The sequence below is a fragment of the Haloactinomyces albus genome (assembly GCF_031458135.1).
GTDB lineage: Bacteria > Actinomycetota > Actinomycetes > Mycobacteriales > Pseudonocardiaceae > Haloactinomyces > Haloactinomyces albus.
Genome location: NZ_JAVDXW010000001.1, coordinates 4,451,913 through 4,467,984, shown reverse-complemented (window position 1 = coordinate 4,467,984; position 16,072 = coordinate 4,451,913). Strand labels below are relative to the sequence as shown.

The window sequence follows — 16,072 nt, the reverse complement described above, 5'->3', positions numbered from 1 at the left end:
GGAGAGGCACAGCGGGTCGAGCACCCAATCCGCGTGCTCATTCGCACTGGAGTTCGAATGAGCACGGTCACATTGTTCGTCTTGATCCAATAAGGTTAGCCTCTCCTAAGTAACTGGCGTCCTGCACTGATGGAGAACACGCATGACTTCTCCCCCGCGTCGGCTCTCGGATCACGAAAGTCCGGGCACCGACGGTTCGGAACACCTGCTCAACGAGCGGAACCTGAGGCAGTACAGCGCTTCGCTGCACCGGTGTGTGGAACGGATCGCAGGCACGTTCGCCGAGGTCGATCGTCCGCACACCGGTACATCCGCTGCCGCACTGGGCAAGCGCGTCTCGGCGATCGATCTCGACGAGCCGGTGCGGGACACGACAACGGCCCTCGAAGAGCTCGAGGAGATCTACTTCCGCGATGCGGTGTACTTTCACCATCCGCGATATCTCAGTCACCTCAACTGCCCCGTGGTGATTCCCGCAGTGGCCGGTGAGGCGATCCTGTCGGCGATCAACTCGTCGCTGGACACCTGGGATCAGAGCGCAGGCGCGACACTGATCGAGCAGCGGATGATCCGATGGACAGCGGACCGCATCGGACTCGGGGATGCCTCCGACGGTGTCTTCACCAGTGGAGGGACGCAGTCCAACCTGCAGGCACTGGCGATCGCACGGGACGAGGCCCGCGAGGCGCAGAGCGGCACGAACCACCTCGGCCACACGGTGCCTCTTTCCCGGCTTCGCGTGCTGACTTCCGAGTGCAGCCACTTCAGCATCGCGAAATCCGCGGCACTACTGGGTCTCGACCATGACGCGGTGCGGTCCGTACCGTGCGACGAACGTCGCCGCATGCGCGTGGATGCCCTGGCCGAAGAGCTTGCGCGATGCAGCGCCGAGGACGCCGTCGTGATGGCGGTGGTCGCCACCGCGGGAACAACCGACTTCGGCAGCATCGATTCCCTGCACGGCATCGCCGACCTCTGCGCGCAGTACGGGGTGTGGCTGCACGTGGACGCCGCTTACGGGTGCGGTCTGCTGGTTTCCAGCCACCGAGAACTACTTGCCGGTATCGAGCGCGCGGATTCGGTCACCGTGGACTATCACAAGTCCTTCTTCCAACCGGTCAGCTCCAGCGCGATATTGGTCCGCGACACGGCGCACTTGCGCCACATCACGTATCACGCGGATTACCTCAATCCCGCTGACACCGATGCGGAACGCACACCCAACCAGGTGGACAAAAGCCTGCAAACCACCCGGCGTTTCGACGCGCTCAAACTCTGGATGACGCTGCGAGTCCTGGGACCCGATGCTCTCGGTGGGCTGTTCGACGAAGTCCTGGACCGAACGTCCGAAGCCCGGGAACTCCTGGCCGCCGACTCCCGCTTCGAACTCGCTGCGGAGCCACAGCTGAGCACGCTGGTGTTCCGGTACGTATCGACCGAGGAGATCGATCCCGAACTGTGCGACCGGATGAATCGGCACGCCCGGCAAGCGCTGTTCGACTCCGGTGAAGCCGTGGTGGCAGGCACGACCGTGAACGGCAGGAACCACCTGAAGTTCACGTTGCTCAATCCCGAGACCTCGGTCAACGACATATCCCATGTCCTCGACCTCCTCGCCGAGCACGCCGAGGAATACCTCACCGGCCACGTTCCACAGGAGTTCGGCCACTCCCGAGCGAGTTGACTCCCGTCTCACCAGTTTGGAGGTCGTCTTGTCCACGACGCACGATTTCATCGCGATCGGCCTGGGGCCGTTCAACCTCGGTCTCGCCTGTCTGAGCGAGCCGGTGGCGGAACTCGACGGCGTGTTCCTGGAGAGAAAGCAGGACTTCGACTGGCACGGAGGGATGCTGCTGGAGGGCAGCACGCTACAGACACCGTTCCTGGCCGACCTGGTCACCATGGCCGATCCGACTTCGCCGTACTCCTTCCTGAACTTCCTGAAGCAATCCCGACGTCTGTATCCGTTCTACATCCGGGAAAGTTTCTATCCGTTGCGGTCGGAATACAACGACTACTGCCGGTGGGCGGCCGATCAGCTCACAAGCGTCCGGTTCGGCCACCACGTCGACAAGATCGAGTACGACATCGACGACAAGTCCTACATCGTCCACGCTCGGGTCCTGCCATCGGGACAGCGCCACACCCTCCGCGGACGTCGCCTGGTCCTGGGAACGGGGACTCCCGCACACATCCCCGAAGCCTGCCGCGGCCTGCCCGCCGGTGCGGCAGTGCACAGCTCCCGCTACCTGGAAATCAAACCCACCCTTCAGTCGCGAAGCAGCATCACCGTCGTGGGAAGCGGCCAAAGCGCAGCCGAGATCTACCACGACCTGCTCACCGACATCGACAAGTACGGTTACGAGCTGACGTGGATCACCCGTTCTGCACGGTTTTTCCCCCTGGAATACACGAAGCTCACGCTGGAGATGACCTCCCCGGAGTATGCCGACTACTTCCACTCCCTGCCCGAGCACACCCGCGACCAGCTACTGGCCTCGCAGAAACCGCTCTACAAGGGGATCAGCTCGGATCTGATCAACGCAATCTACGACCTGCTGTATCTGAAAAACCGGGACCGCTCGTGCTCGACGAGGCTCATGACCAACTCCGCGCTGACCGGTGCCCGATATGACGAGGCAACCGGACAGTACACGTTGGACCTGCGCCACGAGGAGCAGAAGCGGGACTTCACCCACACCACCCGGGGACTGGTCCTCGCCACCGGACACACCTACGCGGTTCCCGATTTCCTGGATCCCGTAGCGGAACGAATCGCCCGGGACGGCTCGGGACGGTTCGATGTCGGGCGCAACTACAGCATCGACACGGCGGGAAACGAGATCTTCGTCCAGAACGCCGAGTCCCACACCCACGGTTTCGTCGCTCCGGATCTGGGCATGGGGGCATACCGGAATTCGGTGCTCATCCGGGAAATGCTCGGACGCGAATACTACCCCGTGGAGGACGCGATCGCTTTTCAGGAGTTCGGGGCTCCCCTCGGCCATCCCCGCGAAGACGAGGTGAGCCGAGCATGAGCGAGTGCTTGTTCCGCCGCACCGATCCGGCGCTCGGCGAGTTCACGGTGCGCAGGGTGGAACTGCCCACCGACCTCGCGTTGCTGTACGGCTGGCTGACCCATCCCAAGTCCGTGTTCTGGATGATGCAGGCAGCACAGCTCGCCGACGTCGAATCCATGTTCCGGGACATCGCGGCCACGACGGGGCACGATGCCTTTCTCGGCTGCCATGCCGGGCAACCGGCCTTTCTGATCGAGACCTACGATCCCGCGAACTGCGAAGTGGCCGAGGTGTACGAATCGGCCCCCGGAGACATCGGGATGCACTTCCTCACCGCTCCCACCGAACACCCGGTACACGGGTTCACCCTCGCCGTGCTGCGGACCGTGGTGGAGCATCTCTTCGCGGACCCGTCCAACGAGCGGATCGTCGTCGAGCCCGACGTCCGCAACCATCCGGTCCACGTACTCAACGAAGCCGTGGGGTTCCGGGTGATCAGCCGGGTCTCACTGCGGGACAAGGATGCCTACCTCAGCACGTGCACCCGGGAGCAGTACCGGAAATCCCACCATAGCGAGCAGAAATCGAACGAGGACGTGGATTCATGAACTCCGACAGCACTCCGCCGCACCTGGCCCCGCAGTATTGGGATCGGGCAAACCGACTCTTGGTTCGCAAGGCGATTGCCGAATTCTCCCATGAGAGGTTGCTTTCCCCCGAGGAGCCGGCTCCGGGGCACTACTGCCTACGCAGCGACGACCAACGAAGCGAGTACCTGTTCTCGGCCAGGAAACTGGCTCTGAACCACTGGCAGGTCGACCCCGACAGCCTCGCCCGTACCAAGGACGGCGTGGAAAAGCACCTGGACGCTCTCGAGTTCATGGTCGATTTCCATCGCACCCTGGGCGTGGACACATTACCGCTGTACCTCGAAGAGATCAGCAGCACTCTCGCCAGCATGGCGTTCAAGCTCTCGCTGCCGGAGCGCCCTGCCGCCGACCTCGCCCGGGCCGACTTCCAAACGATCGAGGCGGCCATGGCCGAAGGGCATCCCTGTTTCCTCGCCAACAGCGGACGAATCGGGTTCGGGGTGAGCGAGTACCTTTCCTACGCGCCCGAAGCGGCCACGCCCGTACGGCTGATCTGGCTCGCGGTGCACCAGGATCGCTCGACGTTTTCCGCATCCGAAGGACTGGGCTACGACGAGTTGATCCGCTCCGAACTCGACACGAGCACCCTGGCCGGTTTCACCGCCCGCATCGGCGAGTTCGGGCTCGACCCGAACGAGTATCACTTGATCCCCGTGCATCCGTGGCAGTGGAACAACAAGCTTTCGGTGACCTTCGCCGCGGATGTGGCGCGGCGCGATATCGTGTGTTTGGGCACCGGCGACGACGAGTACCTGGCGCAGCAGTCCATTCGTACCTTCTTCAACATCAGCAACCCGCAGCGCTCGTACGTCAAGACATCGCTTTCCGTGCTCAACATGGGATTCATGCGGGGCTTGTCCACCGAGTACATGAAGGCCACGCCGGCCATCAACGACTGGGTGAGCGATCTGTTCGCCGAAGACGAGGTTCTCCGGCAATATCCGGTGGACGTCCTCCGCGAGAAGGCCGCGCTCGGCTACCACCCCGAGCAGTACGAAGCCGCCGCCGCCAAGGGATCACCCTACCTGAAGATGCTGGCGGCGCTGTGGCGGCAAAGCCCGACCCCTTTCCTGGAACCGGGTCAGCGGCCGGCCACCATGGCCTCGCTGCTGCATGTCGACCGCGCGGGCGACACCTTCGTCGGCAGGCTCATCGCCGAGTCGGGACTGTCTCCGCAAGCATGGCTGCGAAAGTACCTGGACGCCTATCTAGCGCCGTTGCTGCACTGCTTCTACGCCTACGGACTGGTGTTCATGCCGCACGGGGAGAACGTGATCCTCGTCCTCGAACACGGAGTGCCGAAGCGCGTCCTCCTCAAGGACATCGGCGAGGAAGTGGCGGTGATGAGCAGGCAGACACCGTTGCCCGATGAGGTGGAACGGATCCGAGCGGAGGTTCCGGAGCACCTGCACACGCTGTCGATCTTCACCGACGTCTTCGACTGCTTCTTCCGGTTCCTCAGTGCCGTTCTGGTCACGGACGGAGCCATGGACGAGGAAACCTTCTGGTTCACGGTGGCCTCGTGCGTCCGTGACTACCAGGAGTCCGTTCCCCACCTGGCCGAGCAGTTCGAACGCTACGACCTGTTCGCCGAGCAGTTCGACCTGTCCTGCCTCAACCGCCTGCAGCTACGGGACAGCAGTCAGATGGTCGACCTTCAGGACCCGTCCGGAGCGCTCCAGTTGGTCGGCAGGCTGGACAACCCGATCGCCCGATTCGCTCCAGGTTCCGAATCGAGACGAGAAGACGATACTGGTGGAATACGCCAATAACATTGGTGGAATATTCCAGCAATGAAGAGAGGGCGGTCACACCACACACTTCGGAGTCAACTCATCAGCAGGGTCCGTCGTCGGTCCCGCGGCCGTGGAGGGTGCTTCGACGGTGCCGGAAAACTCGCAAACCGTTGCGGTATGATCTTCGACGGCAAGATCACGTACGAGAAGGTGACCTCAGCACAACCCACGGGGGGTACGAGCATGGTCGGTTGTGCTGGGATCACAGGATGTGGAGCATATGTCGGTCGGCGGATTCCACCTCTCTCGACGTGAAGCGTGACACCTGTTCTTTATAGATCACCTCACGTCGAGGACGCTGATGTTTGAACACTTCTCACCCCACGCTGGAGCCGCAGGCAACGGCAGCCCCCCGCACAACACGGATGTGGTCGGTGCTCTGCGATCCCGGCTCTTGCGGATCGCTGTGCTTCCTACGGTCGCCATGGCGCTGCTGGGGGCGGCCGCGGCAGCGCTCGTGGCCGTGAACAGCTCTCCGTGGATGGTCACCACCGTGCTCGCGGGCTGGATGCTCGGGTGTGCGGTGGTCCTCCTCGCCGCAGTCGGCCGAGCCAAGGCCGCTGTAGGCGCTCTTCGTGAGCAGCACGAGGAAGCTGCGCACACCACACCAGCCGATCCGCCTTCCCGCTCGACATTCGGAGACGCCTACGGCAGGCAGCGAGAAGTGTTCGCCAACCTTGCCGGTCGTCTGCAGTCCCTGATCCAGCGGGCGATCGTGAAGGTGGACGAGTTGGAGCACGAAGTGGAGGACCCGGATCTGCTCAAGGGTCTGTTCAGTGTGGACCACCTCGCCACTCGGGTCCGTCGACAGGCGGAGAATCTCGCCGTGCTGGGCGGCGAGCCGCCCCAGCGCCAGTCGACGAGTCCGGTGAGTATCTATGCCGTGCTGCGCTCGGCTGTCGCCGAGATCGAGCATTATGCGCGGGTCAAAGTCGTCCACCCGGTCGAGGGCACCCTGCGCGGCCACGCCGTGGCCGAATTCATTCATCTGCTCGCCGAACTCCTGGAGAACGCCACCAGTTTCTCCGCACCGGACGCCCCGGTCATGCTGCGCGCCCAGAACGTCACCGCCGGCCTGGCCATCGAAGTGCAGGACCGCGGACTCGGCATACCGGTCGAAGACCTGGACCGGATCAACCACCTGCTCGGTGAGTCCGGTCGGATCGACCTCGGCGAACTGTTCGAAGACGGACGGATCGGGCTCTCGGTGGTCCGCGAACTCGCCCACCGGCACGGCGTCAGCGTGCGCCTGCAGACCAATATTTTCGGTGGTATCGACGCTATCATGGTACTTCCCCACAACCTGCTCGGTGATGCCTCGGACGAGGACGAACCACACCAAACCAGCCAGTCGGCACCTCAGGAACCACATGGTCAGCCGACATCGCAGCAGCCACAGGCAAGTACGGACAGGCTGGCCCACGAGACAACAGCGGGACCTGGTACACCACAGAGCACTCCCCGCCGGGGACCGCAACCGACGCCGGAGACAACGATATCCGGAGAGCTCCCCCGCAATTCCCACACACGGGCTGCTTCACCGGCTGATCCGTCGGTCTCGTTCAATGGCACCATCAGCGCCCCTTCGGCAGGAGAGGACGACCGCCCACCCCTGCCGAAACGGCGCCGCACGACCTCACACATGCGAGCCGAGCTACACGAGCGCTCCGGCACCAACCCGATTCCCGGACACGATCCTCAATTGATGGCCACTTTCCGGAAAGGACTCGGCCACGAAGGTGATGAGTAAGGCGGGTAGCGAGCCGCCTGAATCACACTACCGGACCAAACATCAAGGAGCGTACATCGATGGCCGATCTGCCGCCGAACCAGTCGTCGGACCTGACCTGGCTGCTCAGCCGCCTGGTTGAAACGGTTCCCCACACGCGCAGCGCCTTGCTGCTGTCCTCGGACGGGATGCCGAAGTATTTCCACGGCTTGACCGCCGATGACGCGGACAGGCTGGCCGCCCTCGCCAGCAGTCTGTGCTCCCTCGCGCAACGAGTCGGAAGCAGTTTCGGTGGCGGAGACGGCATCCGCCAGGTCAATGCGGAACTCGACGACGTCATCCTGCTCGTCACGGCCGCAGGCGCAGGCACCGTCCTGGCCGTCCTGGCCGACCGCGATGTCAACGCAGGGGTGCTGAGCTACGAGATGGGCCAGCTCAGCAAGAAGGTCCCCACCTACCTGGCCACCCCCGCACGTCACGACATCGCCGCTCCCGGGTCCGGGAGCGGCCGAGCATGACTGCTTCCGACGACAAGGGCAGCGGAGCGTGGATGCGCCCGTATACCGTGACCAACGGGCGTACCCACCCCACCACAGCACTCCAGCTCATCTCCATGGTGCGCACCACGGGTCAGGTGGCCCCCGAACGACTGGGATTCGAACACGCCCACGCTCTTCAGCTATGCCACTCGCCCACCTCGGTCGCCGAGGTCGCGGCGCATCTACGGCAGCCCGTGACCGTAACCAAGGTCCTGTTGTCCGATCTCATCGACTCCGGAGCGGTGACCACCAGAGCTCCCAGTGCGACCGCCCATTCCACAGAACTCCTGGAGAAAGTGCTCGATGGTCTCCGCCAACGGCTCTGACGAATTCCCCACTCAGTTCAAGCTCCTCATCGCCGGCGGCTTCGGAGCAGGCAAAACGACGTTCGTCGGTTCGACGAGTGAGATCGAGCCCCTGACGACCGAGGAGTCCCTCACCACTGCCAGCTCCGGCACGGACAGCCTGGAAGGTGTGGAAAGCAAGGCCACAACCACCGTGGCCATGGACTTCGGCCGCATCACCTTCAGCCTCCACAACCTGGTGCTGTACCTGTTCGGCACACCCGGCCAGGACCGTTTCTGGTTCATGTGGGACGAGCTGTCCAGAGGTGCACTCGGCGCGGTCGTCGTCGCCGACACCCGTCGCCTGCAGGACTGCTTCGACGCGGTCGAGTTCTTCGAACAGCGCGGCATCACCTTTCTCGTCGCGGTCAACGAATTCGACGGTGCCTTCCACTACGAGCCCGACGAGGTGCGGGATGCCCTCGACCTCAACGTGAACGTGCCGATCGTGCTGTGTGATGCCCGCGACACCAGCTCCGCAACAGGCGTTCTTATTACCCTGATCGAGCATGTCCTCGCCGCGTCGGCATCCTCCCCCGCCTAGAGCGCCGACCACACCGACCAGATAGGAATCGAACATGGCCTACGATCACGCCGACCAGCGTCTCTTGACCGCCCCCGCCGACCACGAAGCCACGCAGCGCATGGCGCGCCTGCGTGCGCTCGGGATCGGAACACATCCGGAGCAGGAGTTCGACGAGTTCGCACGCACGCTCGCGGAAACCGCGGGTGCCCCCTATGCGATGGTCAACTTCTTCACCGACAGCCAACAGTACTTCGCCGGCCTGCACACCCCGTCCGGAGCTCGCAGCGGCGTGGATCTGGAAGCAGCCCAGGCCGCCACGTCCGCGGAACCAGGCAGGAATATGCCTCGAGACCACGGCTTCTGCCCCCACGTGGTGGCTCGTCGCCTCCCGCTCGTGCTGGACGATGTCTGCGAGTACCCGCGGTTCGCGGGCAATCCGGTGGTCGACGAAATCGGCATTCGCTCCTATCTGGGCGCCCCGCTGATCGACCACACCGGGACGTCCCTGGGCACGATCTGCGCCGTCGCCACCGAAACACGCCCCTGGGGCCGTCCTGGCCTGGAGACCATCAAGAAGATGGCAGCGGATCTGATGGATCTGATCCACCGCCGCGAGGTGCGCGCACAGCCCTGAACGCCCCACGTGGTTCGGTGGTCGAGTACAAGTGTCCGGCAGGCCTGGTATACCGGCGGTAGGTGGTCCAGGCCTGCCGAAACCGAGTACGGAAGCGCGCTGCTCGCATCGGCAAGCTCGATACTTGCCTCGGCGAGTCCGGCATGGATCCACGCGGCACGGCAGGCTCGGGACATCGTCAAGCAGTGTGTCCGAAGAGAACGCACTCAGCTTCGAAGCTCGGTGGCAAGTCGTTCGGACCATTGTCCCTTCGACGTGCCCAGTGCCTCCTCGGCCAACCGCAATCGCTGGATATCGGAAGTTCCTGCAGGAGCGAAGATATGGTGCGCATCGCGGAGGTATCGTTCGACCGGGCTGTCGGTACCCAGCCCATACGCGGCGTGCACCTCCATCGCGGTGCGCGCCGAATCCAGTGCGGATTCCACATTGACGAGTTTGGCGTTCATCAGTTCCGCATCACACGGCAAGCCCTGGTCCAGCATGTGCGCCGCGTGATGGGCGGCCAGTCGAGCGGTCATCAGTTGGGACTGCATCTGGCCCAGTTTCTGTTTCACCGTGGGAAGCTCGGACAGGGGATCGCCGTAGCGGTGCTGCTTGCTGACGAATTCGGCGGTCTCCTCCACCAGTGCCCGATGGATGCCCAGAGCGACCGCAGTCAGGTTCGGCCTTCCGTACAAGATGCTGGAGGAGTATGCGACGGGCAGACCATCGCCCTCGGCACCGAGCAGGTTTTCCGCGGGCACGCGGCAATCGCTGAAGATGAGCTCACCGAAGCTGAATCCGTGCAGCCCCATCGCGGGTTGATGCTCTCCGAGGGAGAACCCGGGGCGATCCGCCTCCACGAGAAACGCCGACAAGCCCTTGGACCCCGGCCCGGTGCGGACCACGACCCCGTGCAAGTCACCGACATGGCTGTTGCCGACGAACACCTTGCGGCCATTGAGGATGTAATCATCCCCATCGCGCTTCGCTGATGTCTCCATGCCGAGAACATGGCCACCGGACTCGGCCTCGGTCACCGCGATGGTCGGCAAGCAGTGCCCGTTGCTGATCGCGGGCAGCCACTGCCGTTTCTGCTTCTCGTTGCCGAAGTGGACGATTTTCGCCACACCCAGTTGAGAGGCCTGCACCATGGCGCCCATGGCGCCGCTGACCCGCGAGAGTTCCTCGATGATGATGGTCTTGGCCAGATGTCCCATGCCCATCCCGCCGTACTCGGTTCCGATTGTCGCACCGAGCCATCCTTGCTCCGCGATCCGGCGGGACAGTCCATGCTGGACGGAGCGGGACTCCTCCATATCGGGGATCAGCGGGCGTACCTCGGTTTCCGCAAAGTATCGAACCTCTTCACGTAAGCGATCAAGATGCGTGGTCGTCAAGTAAGGATCCACCTGGGCTGCGAGGCTCATGACTGCTCCAATTCGCACGGAACCGCTTCGTCGTGACCTCTCGTGTCCGGCCACAAACGTCGAGCAGCCTTACACACGTATTGGCGAGAAGATACCGTCAATATGGTGATCTTGATCAAGGTTGTCGTTACAGGCTGTGCTTATTCGTCTGATCGGGCGATAATCATTCACACCCGATTGGGCGAGCGTGGTCGGCGCAACCAACTCGTCTTCAACACTGCGACAACAGGCGGTGCCCACGGGGACAATCGCGGGAGAGCTGCGTTCTGATCAGCTCGTTGCTCAACGGTTCGTTCACAACCCTTCGGGGGCCTGTGTGGTCATCCCTCGGAGCCGATCACCAGCGGCAGCGTGTTCACGCCGGTCATGTACGGGCTGGGTTGGAACTGCGGAGCATGGTCGGGATCGGTGTGCAACTGCGGGAAACGGTCGAGCAGGATGTTCATCGCCACGCGACCTTCCAATCGCGCCAGCGGGGCACCGATGCAGAAGTGGATGCCACGGCCGAAAGCGATGTGCGAGTTCGGGTCCCTGGTGATGTCGAAGATGTCCGGTTCGGTGAATTGCCTGGTATCGCGATTGGCCGCTGCAACCCACACCATCATCATCTGATCGACCGGTACGGTCCTGCCACCGATCTCGGTTTCGTGGTTGGTGACCCGACCGAGCACGGCGAACGGGCTGAGGAACCGCAGTGACTCCTCGATCGCGGCGGGCACCTTCGAGCGGTCCGCATGCACGGCCTCACGCGTGTCCGGGTGCGCGTCCAGGCACAGCACGGTATTGCCGAGCAGCATCGTCGTGGTGATATGCCCGGCAATGAGCAGGACGTTGGCGAAGTTGACGACCTCGGCGTCGCTGAGCCGCTCACCATCCACTTCGGCCTCGACAAGCTTGGTCAGCAGGTCCTCACGAGGTTGCCTGCGGCGTTCGGCGGCATGTTCGCCGATGTAGTCGGCCAGGTGCTGCATCTGCTCCATGGCGTACTGCGTGTCCCGCTGTTGTTGTTCGGCGGGCTCGTTGAGCGAGAATTCCTGGGACTGCTGCATCATCGCGTCCACCCACTGCTTGAACAGGTGTCGATCGCTGCTGGGCACGCCGAGCAGCTCGGCGATGACGATCACCGGTAACGGGTAGGCCAGGTCGCCGACGAGTTCCATGCGGCCGGAGTCACCTGCCGCATCGAGCAGTTCGTGGGTCAGCTCGCTGATCCGGGGTTCCAGGTTCGCCACGACCTTCGGAGTGAAGGCGTGGCTGACGAGTTTGCGGAGCTTGCTGTGCTCCGGCGGATCCATCTGCACCAGGTTGCCCTCGGAAAACCGGTCCTCCTCCGGTACCAGGCGGCCGGTGTAGGAGGAGAAGGTCTTCGGATTGCCGAGGATGTGCAGTGCTTCCGGATATCCGTAGACGTTCCACATCCCGGTATCCGGGTCGAAGCCGACCGGCTCGTCGGGGTGTTCGCCGTACAGCCAGAACTGGCGCTGGTCGAGATTCCACTGCTCGGTGGCGGCGGTCATGGTGACGCCCCTTTCGTGGTGGGATACCGGTCAACCGGATCGCGGTGCCGGATCGTGCGTGTAGAGCCACTGGCCGAAGGACGTGATCACGTCCTCGAACACGGCAACGAGTTCTGCTGCCGCCGTGGCCAGGAGATCGGGGTCCGGATCAACGTCCGGTTCGAAAGCGCTCCGGATGGTGTGGGCCAGGCCGTCCGCTTTGGCGTGCGCGTCGAGCGCGGTGGCTTCGGGGGTGAGGGTGTCGAGCATGTAGAAGCCGGTCATCGCCGCCTGCATGGTGTAGTCGAGGTGGGCGACGTCGGTGCGCAAGAGTCCGTGCCGGGTCATCATCGCGAAGAACTCGGCGTTGGCGATCGCATCCTGCTTGCCCAACGGACTGTCGGCGAACTTGCCGAGCAATTCCATGTTCCGGGTCAGCAGCGCTTTCATCAGCGGCCGTCGCTCGACGGACAGAAACATCGTGTGCATGAGGCGATGCGGCAGTACCACCGTGTGGTCACGGCGCAGATCGGTCAGGACTTCCTCGGTGAGCTCGATGGCCTCGCGCGCGATCAGTGCCTGGAACAGCAGGTCCTTGGTGCGCCAGTGCAGGTAGATCGTGCCCTTGCCGATGCGTGCCTGCCTGGCGATGTCGGAGATGGTGACCTTGTGGTAGCCGAGGCGCAGCAGCAGCTCACCGGCGGCATCGAGGATGCGTTCGGCGCGACTGCCGGGCGGCTGCGACCGATCGGACACGGCACTCCTCCCCTCGTGACCTGGTGACCAGATTTCTAATTTGGTCACCAGGTCACGAACGAAGATAGCGCCTCCTCCTCATCGGCACAAGCCCCGGAACGTCACCGACTGCGGAGCGTCAGACCGGCTGCGCCAGCCTGACGCTCCGTGGGGGTGGGGATGTGTGGGTGATCGATATCGGCGAGTGGGGCCACGGTGTCCGGGTCTTGCACGGTGGCGTAACCGCTCCCGAACACCGTGGTCGGCGGTCAGCAGACCTGGATGCCGTAGGTCCGGTATCCGTGACTGCTGTCGCTGAAGTCGAAAGCGGTGGAGGTGTATTGATTGACCCACGGTTCGCCGGGAGCCGGGGGACCTTGGAAGGTGGATACGGTGCCTGTGGTTTGGTTGTTGATGTAGGAGCCCACGCCCGTGAGGCCGTAGTCGTGCACGTTGACGAATTGGCAGTAGTAGAAGTCGACGCGGCTACCCTGCCCGGCCGGTCCTTCCCAGACACACAGATAGCCCTCCGGGCAGGGCTCGGCCATCGCCGCGAATTCCGAGGAGGCGCCGGGTTGTGCCTGGGGGCGAGGAGTGCTTGCCGCCGAGGCGCTCCCGAACAAGCCCACCACGGCCATCGCCATCGTGGTCGCACACACCGCAACAGCACGTCCGATTCGGGCTCTCCAGTGGGGTGAGGCACCCATGTCCTGCTCCTTTGTATCGTGTTGTCTCCGTTTCACCGGTGCGCGGCGACGCTGCCAGGCCGCGCACCGGTGTACCTGTTGCACTGCCTCGCCCGCCGGAGCCCGATCTGCTGCCGAGATCCTGCCCCGGGATCCGGCGAAACACATTCAGTGGACGTGCGAGCACCTTCCGAGGTTGCTCGCGCTATCCGGTTCCGGCGCTACCCGGATTCCTGCGGCGAAGCCTTCCCCGGTGGCGAGTGGTCAGGCAGGGTGCACACGCACGGGCAGTGACTCCCAGGCGCGGAGGGTGTTGTTGTGGTGCCGCCGTGTCGGACCTGCGATCTCGATGTGCTCGACACGCTGGGCGAGCGCGGTCAGGAGTGCCTCGGCTTCGAGACGGGCGACGTGCTGGCCGACGCACTGGTGGATGCCCATGCCGAAACCGACGTGACCGGAGGGGTCGCGGGAAAGGTCGAAGACGTCGGGGGTGTCCCACTTGCGCGGATCACGGTTGGCTCCGCCGAGAAACATCAGGATCTTCTCCCCCTCGGGGATACGTGTTCCGCCGATGTCGACGTCGGTGGTGGCGGTGCGGAAGAAGGTTTGCACCGGTGACTGCCAGCGCACGGCCTCGTCGAAGGCGACGCGGGCCAAGCCGGGTTCCCGACGCAGTCGCTGCCACTGCTCCGGGTGGGTGGCAACGGCACACAGGGCGGCGGCCAAGCCGTGCACGGTGGTGTCCACGCCTGCCGACAAGAGCGATCGCACGACCAGCGGTGCCTGCTCGTGGGTGATGTCGCCGCGGTCGGCAGCAGCCCAAATCTGGGCGCCGAAGCCGGTGGTGTCCAAGACCGTGCGCCCGCACTGCTCGTCGACCCACGCCGACAGCTCGGGCAGCTGCGGCCGGCCCTGCTGGACGAGGTCGTTGACAGGGCCGAAGGAGTTGAACAGGAAATCCCCGTAGGGAAGCAGGTTCTCTCGGCCCTGGCGTGGAATGCCGACCGCGTCGGGAAACACCCGCAGCGGGAAGGCCTCGGCCAGTTGCGTGGCGGCGTCGAACTCGTGCTCGGCCAGCACCTGGTCGACGAGTTCCCCGGCGTCGGCGAACCACTCCTCCCGCAGCTTGCGCAGCGCGCGAGGGCCGAGGATTTTCGACAGCACCGCACGCGGGGCATCGTGGTGCGGCGGATCGGCCTCCAGCAGCAGACTCGGTGGCCGCCACGGCTGTTCGTAGCGGAAGTTGCTCAATCCCACCCCGGCTGCGGATTGGAAGGACTGCCAGTCGGTCAGCGCGGCGTGAACCTCCTCGTACCGGGCCATGGCGTAGATGCCGTAGCGACTCAAGTGGACCACCGGACCGGCATCGCGCAGCGCGGCCTGCATCGGCAAGGGGTCTTCGAGCACCTCGTGGGAGAAGGGATCGACGTCGGTAGCGGGAAGCTGCTGTGTCGACAGCGTGGAGGTCATGATTTTCCCTTCGAGGGACGGGGTCGAGTCACAGGTCCAGGACGAGGCGGTCGGTGCAGGAACGGGACACGCAGGGGAACAAGCAATCGCCGTGTGCGCGCTCGTCGTCGTCGAGGATCGAGTCCCGGTGGTCCGGTTCGCCGGCGAGCACGGTGGTTTCACAGGTTCCGCAGAGTCCCTGACGGCAGGAGGAGAGCACATTGACTCCGGCCATGTTCATCGCCTGCAGCACGGATTGCTCCGGGGCAACCGTGAGCGAGACTCCCGAACGGCGCAGTTCGACCTCGAACGGCTCATCGCGGACCGGGGTCCGGTCCTTGGCGACGAAGCGTTCCGTGCGCAGCAGCCCGGCCGGCCAGTCGGCGCAGCAACGGTCCACGGCATCCAGCAGTGGGCCGGGCCCGCAGCAGTACACCTTCGTGTCCTGCCGTGGCTCGGGCAGCCACGCCGACAGGTCAAGCAGGCCGTACTCGTCCTGCGGCACGACGGTGACCTTGTCGCCGTAGACCGCCAGTTCGTCCAGAAACGCCATCGAGGCCCGCGAGCGCCCCCCGTACAGCAACCGCCAGTCGGCGTCGACCATCTCGGCCTGAGCAATCATGGGCAACAGCGGAGTGATTCCGATACCGCCTGCGATGAACACGTACCGCTGGGACGGCGCCAGCGCGAAGTTGTTGCGCGGCCCGCCGAGCGCGACCTTCGCGCCCTCGGCGATCTCATCGTGGATGAAAGCCGAACCGCCGCGGCTGTTCGCTTCGCGCAGCACCCCGACGCGGTAGGTGTGGGCATCCCATCGATCGCCACACAGCGAGTACTGCCGGGTCAGGCCGCACGGCAACGTCAGATCCACATGGGCCCCGGGCGTCCAGTCCGGCAGTCGCCTGCCGTGCGGGTGCTCCAGGGTCAGCGTCACGACACCGTCGGCCACCTCGGTCTTGTCGGCGACACGCAGTTCGATCGCGGTCGCCTCTTCCGCAAGGACGGATTCCATGCTCATTGAGACTCCTCGGGTCCGTGGTGGGCACCGAGGATGAACCG

General features: G+C 64.2%; 15 protein-coding genes. 9 read left to right on the top strand and 6 right to left on the bottom strand.

The genetic code is table 11. The features are described 5' to 3' along the window. Nucleotides 1-142 precede the first annotated feature (142 nt). The 9 genes from JOF55_RS21060 (at nt 143) to JOF55_RS21020 (ending at nt 9,238) form a co-directional block, all read left to right on the top strand. Nucleotides 143-1,684 carry a pyridoxal phosphate-dependent decarboxylase family protein gene (locus JOF55_RS21060; RefSeq protein ID WP_310277195.1) on the top strand — a complete coding sequence of 514 codons (1,542 nt, stop codon included), beginning with the start codon at nt 143-145 and terminating at the stop codon, nt 1,682-1,684. Nucleotides 1,685-1,712: 28 nt separating this feature from the next. Beyond that, nucleotides 1,713-3,038, top strand: a complete 1,326-nt coding sequence (locus JOF55_RS21055; protein ID WP_310277192.1) for a lysine N(6)-hydroxylase/L-ornithine N(5)-oxygenase family protein — start codon at nt 1,713-1,715, stop codon at nt 3,036-3,038. After that, on the top strand, nt 3,035-3,628 hold the full coding sequence (locus JOF55_RS21050; protein WP_310277189.1) for a GNAT family N-acetyltransferase: 594 nt from the start codon (nt 3,035-3,037) through the stop codon (nt 3,626-3,628). The genes JOF55_RS21055 and JOF55_RS21050 overlap by 4 nt, the downstream gene beginning before the upstream one ends. After that, on the top strand, nt 3,625-5,442 hold the full coding sequence (locus JOF55_RS21045) for an IucA/IucC family protein (RefSeq protein ID WP_310277186.1): 1,818 nt from the start codon (nt 3,625-3,627) through the stop codon (nt 5,440-5,442). Before JOF55_RS21050 ends, JOF55_RS21045 begins: the two co-directional genes overlap by 4 nt. Nucleotides 5,443-5,767: 325 nt before the next feature. After that, entirely contained in the window at nt 5,768-7,216 is a 1,449-nt protein-coding gene (locus JOF55_RS21040; RefSeq protein WP_310277182.1) for a sensor histidine kinase, read from the top strand. 59 nt (nt 7,217-7,275) lie between these two features. Next, complete coding sequence (locus JOF55_RS21035; protein ID WP_310277179.1) at nt 7,276-7,713, top strand: roadblock/LC7 domain-containing protein; 438 nt, start codon at nt 7,276-7,278, stop codon at nt 7,711-7,713. Then, nucleotides 7,710-8,060, top strand: coding sequence for a DUF742 domain-containing protein (locus JOF55_RS21030; protein WP_310277176.1), 351 nt, complete (start codon nt 7,710-7,712; stop codon nt 8,058-8,060). The genes JOF55_RS21035 and JOF55_RS21030 overlap by 4 nt, the downstream gene beginning before the upstream one ends. Next, nucleotides 8,038-8,622, top strand: coding sequence for a GTP-binding protein (locus JOF55_RS21025; protein WP_310277174.1), 585 nt, complete (start codon nt 8,038-8,040; stop codon nt 8,620-8,622). Before JOF55_RS21030 ends, JOF55_RS21025 begins: the two co-directional genes overlap by 23 nt. A gap of 34 nt (nt 8,623-8,656) precedes the next feature. Continuing rightward, nucleotides 8,657-9,238, top strand: coding sequence for a GAF domain-containing protein (locus JOF55_RS21020; protein WP_310277171.1), 582 nt, complete (start codon nt 8,657-8,659; stop codon nt 9,236-9,238). A 206-nt stretch (nt 9,239-9,444) separates the two neighbouring features. Here JOF55_RS21020 and JOF55_RS21015 read toward each other — a convergent pair whose 3' ends face one another. The 6 genes from JOF55_RS21015 to JOF55_RS20990 form a co-directional block, all read right to left on the bottom strand. Continuing rightward, nucleotides 9,445-10,647, bottom strand: a complete 1,203-nt coding sequence (locus JOF55_RS21015; RefSeq protein ID WP_310277168.1) for an acyl-CoA dehydrogenase family protein — start codon at nt 10,645-10,647, stop codon at nt 9,445-9,447. A gap of 320 nt (nt 10,648-10,967) precedes the next feature. Then, nucleotides 10,968-12,164, bottom strand: a complete 1,197-nt coding sequence (locus tag JOF55_RS21010) for a cytochrome P450 (protein ID WP_310277165.1) — start codon at nt 12,162-12,164, stop codon at nt 10,968-10,970. A 30-nt stretch (nt 12,165-12,194) separates the two neighbouring features. Further along, entirely contained in the window at nt 12,195-12,899 is a 705-nt protein-coding gene (locus JOF55_RS21005) for a TetR/AcrR family transcriptional regulator (RefSeq protein ID WP_310277161.1), read from the bottom strand. Nucleotides 12,900-13,147: 248 nt separating this feature from the next. Further along, nucleotides 13,148-13,585: a peptidase inhibitor family I36 protein gene (locus JOF55_RS21000; protein ID WP_310277158.1), complete on the bottom strand. Its 438-nt coding sequence runs from the start codon at nt 13,583-13,585 to the stop codon at nt 13,148-13,150. Nucleotides 13,586-13,828: 243 nt separating this feature from the next. Then, nucleotides 13,829-15,034, bottom strand: a complete 1,206-nt coding sequence (locus tag JOF55_RS20995; RefSeq protein ID WP_310277155.1) for a cytochrome P450 — start codon at nt 15,032-15,034, stop codon at nt 13,829-13,831. Nucleotides 15,035-15,062: 28 nt separating this feature from the next. Beyond that, the gene (locus tag JOF55_RS20990; RefSeq protein ID WP_310277152.1) at nt 15,063-16,031 is read right to left on the bottom strand and encodes a PDR/VanB family oxidoreductase; all 969 of its coding nucleotides are present in this window, start codon (nt 16,029-16,031) and stop codon (nt 15,063-15,065) included. Nucleotides 16,032-16,072 lie beyond the last annotated feature (41 nt).